This window comes from Staphylococcus sp. EG-SA-2 (assembly GCF_017152085.1).
Genome location: NZ_JACYHC010000465.1, coordinates 1 through 4,677, shown reverse-complemented (window position 1 = coordinate 4,677; position 4,677 = coordinate 1). Strand labels below are relative to the sequence as shown.

At 30.0% G+C, this 4,677-nt stretch carries 6 protein-coding genes; all 6 read left to right on the top strand.

All coding sequences use genetic code 11. From position 1 onward, the window contains the following. A partial coding sequence (locus IDG60_RS06435; protein ID WP_043951319.1) for a tandem-type lipoprotein occupies positions 1–469 on the top strand: 469 nt, incomplete at its 5' end. A gap of 51 nt (positions 470–520) precedes the next feature. Further along, positions 521–1,291, top strand: a complete 771-nt coding sequence (locus IDG60_RS06430) for a tandem-type lipoprotein (RefSeq protein WP_000597213.1) — start codon at positions 521–523, stop codon at positions 1,289–1,291. A 278-nt stretch (positions 1,292–1,569) separates the two neighbouring features. Continuing rightward, positions 1,570–2,334 carry a tandem-type lipoprotein gene (locus tag IDG60_RS06425; protein WP_206160567.1) on the top strand — a complete coding sequence of 255 codons (765 nt, stop codon included), beginning with the start codon at positions 1,570–1,572 and terminating at the stop codon, positions 2,332–2,334. Positions 2,335–2,336: 2 nt separating this feature from the next. Next, on the top strand, positions 2,337–3,713 hold the full coding sequence (locus IDG60_RS06420; protein ID WP_001029555.1) for a hypothetical protein: 1,377 nt from the start codon (positions 2,337–2,339) through the stop codon (positions 3,711–3,713). After that, entirely contained in the window at positions 3,713–4,039 is a 327-nt protein-coding gene (locus tag IDG60_RS06415; protein WP_001804823.1) for a hypothetical protein, read from the top strand. Before IDG60_RS06420 ends, IDG60_RS06415 begins: the two co-directional genes overlap by 1 nt. A gap of 3 nt (positions 4,040–4,042) precedes the next feature. Then, positions 4,043–4,354 (top strand): hypothetical protein, encoded by a 312-nt coding sequence (locus tag IDG60_RS06410; protein WP_000512631.1) that lies wholly within the window; start codon positions 4,043–4,045, stop codon positions 4,352–4,354. Positions 4,355–4,677: the final 323 nt, after the last annotated feature.

Genomic DNA, 4,677 nt, shown 5'->3' with positions numbered 1-4,677 from the left:
AACAAATGGTTACTACTATGTCGATGTGACTAAGGACGAGGATGAAGGAAAACCGCACGACAATGAAAAAAGATATCCGGTTAAAATGGTCGATAATAAAATCATTCCAACAAAAGAAATTAAAGATGAAAAAATAAAAAAAGAAATCGAAAACTTTAAGTTCTTTGTTCAATATGGCGACTTTAAAAATTTGAAAAATTATAAAGACGGAGATATTTCATATAATCCAGAGGTGCCGAGTTATTCGGCTAAATATCAATTAACTAATGATGATTATAATGTAAAACAATTACGCAAAAGATATGATATACCGACGAGTAAAGCTCCAAAGTTATTGTTAAAAGGTTCAGGGAATTTAAAAGGCTCATCAGTTGGATATAAAGATATTGAATTTACGTTTGTAGAGAAAAAAGAAGAAAATATATACTTTAGTGATAGCTTAGATTATAAAAAAAGCGGAGATGTATAATCATGGCTCAATCAGAATATGAAATCAATCCCGGAAAAAGAGAGTGATGAAATGATAAAACGTGTAAATAAATTAGTGCTTGGTATTAGTCTTCTGTTTTTAGTCATTAGTATCACTGCTGGTTGTGGCATGGGTAAAGAAGCGGAAATAAAGAAAAGTTTTGAAAAAACATTGAGTATGTATCCGATTAAAAATCTAGAGGATTTATACGATAAAGAAGGATATCGTGATGATCAATTTGATAAAAATGATAAGGGAACATGGATTGTAAATTCTCAAATGGCAATTCAAAATAAAGGAGAAGCTCTAAAAATAAAAGGCATGCTTTTGAAGATAGATAGAAATACAAGAAGTGCAAAAGGATTTTACTATACTAATGAAATAAAGACGGAGAAATACGAAGTAGCTCAGGATAATCAAAAAAAATATCCAGTTAAAATGATTAATAATAAATTCATTTCTACTGAGGAAGTTAAAGAAGAAAACATAAAAAAAGAAATCGAAAACTTTAAGTTTTTTGCGCAATATAGCAATTTTAAAGATTTAATGAATTATAAAGATGGAGATATATCATATAATCCAGAGGTGCCGAGTTATTCAGCTCAATATCAATTAACTAATGATGATTATAATGTAAAACAATTACGTAAAAGATATGACATACCAACAAATAAAGCGCCGAAGCTGTTGTTGAAAGGTACAGGGAATTTAAAAGGTTCATCAGTTGGATATAAAAAAATTGAATTTACTTTTTTAGAGAATAAAAATGAAAATATTTACTTTACTGATAGTCTACATCTTAAACCGAGCGAGGATAAATAAACGTGACCAATAAAGAGTATGAAATCGAACCCGGAAAAATAACAAGTAATTTTGTAGAAACTAGCGCAACATCAAATATATGAGAATAGTCAAATTATAAGTAATTAACAACGTATGTTATTTCAAAATAGGTATTAACCTAAATAAATAACAATATTTTAAATTTAATAGATTGCTTGTATAATTTTTGATAATATTAAAGTGAAATGTGTTATAAAACGTTGAAAATATGTAATTCACAAAAGCAAATCATATAAAAAGAAGAGAGTTGTGATACGGTGAAGCGTTTAAAAAAAATAGTTTTATGTATTAGTTTTCTATTTTTAACAATTTTTATTGGGGGTTGTGGCATGGGTAAAGAAGCGGAAATTAAAAAAAGTTTTGAAAAAACGTTGAGTATGTATCCGATTAAAAATCTAGAAGATTTATACGATAAAGAAGGATATCGTGATGATCAATTTGATAAAAAAGATAAAGGCACATGGATTATTAATTCTGAAATGGCGACTCAAAATAAGGGAGAAGCTTTGAAAATTAAAGGTATGGTCTTATACATGAATAGAAATACAAAAACAACAAAAGGATATTATTATGTAAATGCAATAAAGAATGATAAAGACGGAAGACCCCAAGAGAATGAAAAAAGGTACCCAGTTAAAATGATTGATAATAAAGTTATTCCAACAAAAGAAATTAAAGATGAAAACATAAAAACAGAAATCAAAAACTTTAAGTTCTTTGTTCAATATGGCAACTTTAAAGATTTGAAAAATTATAAAGACGGAGATATTTCATATAATCCAGAAGCCCCGATTTATTCAGCGAAATATCAACTAACTAATGATGATTATAATGTAAAACAATTACGTAAAAGATATGATATACCGACGAATAAAGCTCCAAAGTTATTGTTAAAAGGGTCAGGGAACTTAAAAGGTTCATCAGTTGGATATAAAAATATAGAATTTACTTTTGTAGAGGAAAAAGGTAAAAATATATACTTTAGTGATAGCTTAGATTATAAAAAAAGTGGAGAAGTATAATTATGGCTAAAGCAGAATATGAAATTGATCCTGGAAAAATAACAAGTAATTCGGAAGAAACTAGCGCAATATCTAATATTAGTTATGAAATAGAAAATGCAAATGATAATAATTTAGATAATGAAAAAATTAGAGGGCAAATTACTAAATTAAAAAAGGGTGGGAATTTTCCTAAAAACTTAGACTACATAGATAGTTATACAGACCCCAGTACGGGGACCACGGCAACGGCATTTTTAAATAAAGATACAGGTAAAGTTACTGTTGGAATGGCTGGTACAAACTTTCACGGCGATCAACTTAAAAGAGTAGCACTTAGTTCGATGTCTCCGTTATTATTCCCACCCTCTAAGCAAGATATGAAAGATGTACGAGGCACTATGAAGGATGGTGTAGCGGATTTAGCCATTGGAGTAGGAATGGTCAATTATAAAGGAAAACATTTTGCAAATACACAGCAGTTTATTGAGAATTTACAAAAAAAGTACGAAATTGATACCGTTACTGGTCATTCTTTAGGAGGGAGAGATGCTATCTTTCTTGGGCTTCGTTATAACATCAAAAATGTTGTGGCATACAATCCTGCTCCGTTAGAAGTAAAAAGCATTCGTAATAAATTTGGTGGTCAATTGTTTAGAAATACGACATTTCCAGATGAAAAATATTTAAAAGAGTTAATGGATAATTATGATGGAGATATTACTAAGGTTATAACTCAAAAGGATGGATTAGACTATTTAGTGAAGCGTACAGATCATTTAACTTGTGGTGATGTGTTACGTATAAACAATGGTCAGGGCCATGCGATGGAGAATTTTTTAGGAGAAAAAGAACAACGTGAAATAATCGAAGAACTAATGTTAGTAAAAGGATATCGCGATGCAAATGACAAAGCATTTAAGGCTTTGAAAAAAAATACTGAGAAAAAACTCGGTAAAATAGATGAAATCAAATCGAAGTTACTGCAAACGAACGGTGGCGCCCTCTCGTCTTCTCAACAAAAATTGCTTGAAACTTTAGTGGCATTTTCGGTAGCTGAAGGACTAAGTAAAATGGTTGACCAAGAACTTCAGCAGTTGAAAAATATGTTCAATCTTATGGATGAGAAATTTGAAGCAAATTGGAAAGACGCACAAGAAGCTAGTGATATTGTAGGTAAACATCTTTCATACCCAGAAAAGGTAAGTGCATTAGATAACGGTGGTGTCAATGAAAGTAAACTTGCTACCGAACCACATAATGAAATAAAAGACAAACTAAATAAAATTACGGACTTATCTAAGAAATATAATTCGTATTTACAGCAAATCGAAAAAAGTATTAATGAAATAGTTGCTAAGGATCAACAATTGGCAGGGCAAATAGGTGATTTAATATGATGTTTGAAGAATACAAGAAAATAGATGATCTTGAAAATGCATATGAAATAGAGTTGAAACGTATTGAAAGGGAGATACAAAATCTTAGTGATTTAAAATATCACCTTAGAAGAGAAAATGAACAAAGTTATGATGCATTTTTGTATTTAAAGAATAAAATGAACTATAGTGAAGAGTCAAATGCTAAGGTGAGACGACTAGTTGAAGAATTTGATTATGAAGCAGATACTTATATTAGACAAAAAGAGTTAAAGTTAGAAGATTATAAAGAAGAAATAAGAAGAGAATATATACAGCAATCTGAAAAAATAATGGAGGCGAAGTAGCTTATGGGAATCCCTGATCCGTTATCTAATCCTATGTCTGACCCTTTACTAGGAGATAGTTGGATGGTAGGTGATTTGAAAAAAAGACAGGAAAAAAAACTAATCACAACAGTCATCGCACCTGAACATGATGAAAAGCATCGTGAAAATAAAAGTAAAATGAAAAAATCTGAAAAGCAATTGATCAATCAGTTAATTAATCATGGCCATACATTTAAGAGTGATTTTAAAAATGTAGCTAAAGGTGATTGGGTTAATAAAGCCATGCAAGACTTAGATAAATTAGGCAATGAGCTTAAAAAAATAATGAATTAGTTGAATTGTCACATACTTTTTCAAACCAACAACGAACTAAAAAATCCATATAAATATGATTAAAAGAAGTCATAACCATTCGTAAAGGATGGTTATTTTTAATAGTAAACAAAATTGCTGCTAACCTACATCTTGAACCAAGTGAGGATAAATAACCTCCTGCCTCCCACACGATTCAACACGAATTTCAAATATATTGCTGTAAAATAATGTAAAATAAACGTATTCATATTACTGAATTGAGGGATAGTATGCAACGTGATTATTTAATTCGAGTAGAAACTGAAAGCATGCCAGATTTCAAAAGGCTCAATGGTTTAATG

What these genes read in the sequence shown, in the direction of transcription:
- IDG60_RS06410 (WP_000512631.1), top strand. Translation starts at nt 4,043, where the DNA reads ATGGGAATCCCTGATCCGTTATCTAATCCTATGTCTGACCCTTTACTA.
- IDG60_RS06420 (WP_001029555.1), top strand. Translation starts at nt 2,337, where the DNA reads ATGGCTAAAGCAGAATATGAAATTGATCCTGGAAAAATAACAAGTAAT.
- IDG60_RS06430 (WP_000597213.1), top strand. Translation starts at nt 521, where the DNA reads ATGATAAAACGTGTAAATAAATTAGTGCTTGGTATTAGTCTTCTGTTT.
- IDG60_RS06415 (WP_001804823.1), top strand. Translation starts at nt 3,713, where the DNA reads ATGTTTGAAGAATACAAGAAAATAGATGATCTTGAAAATGCATATGAA.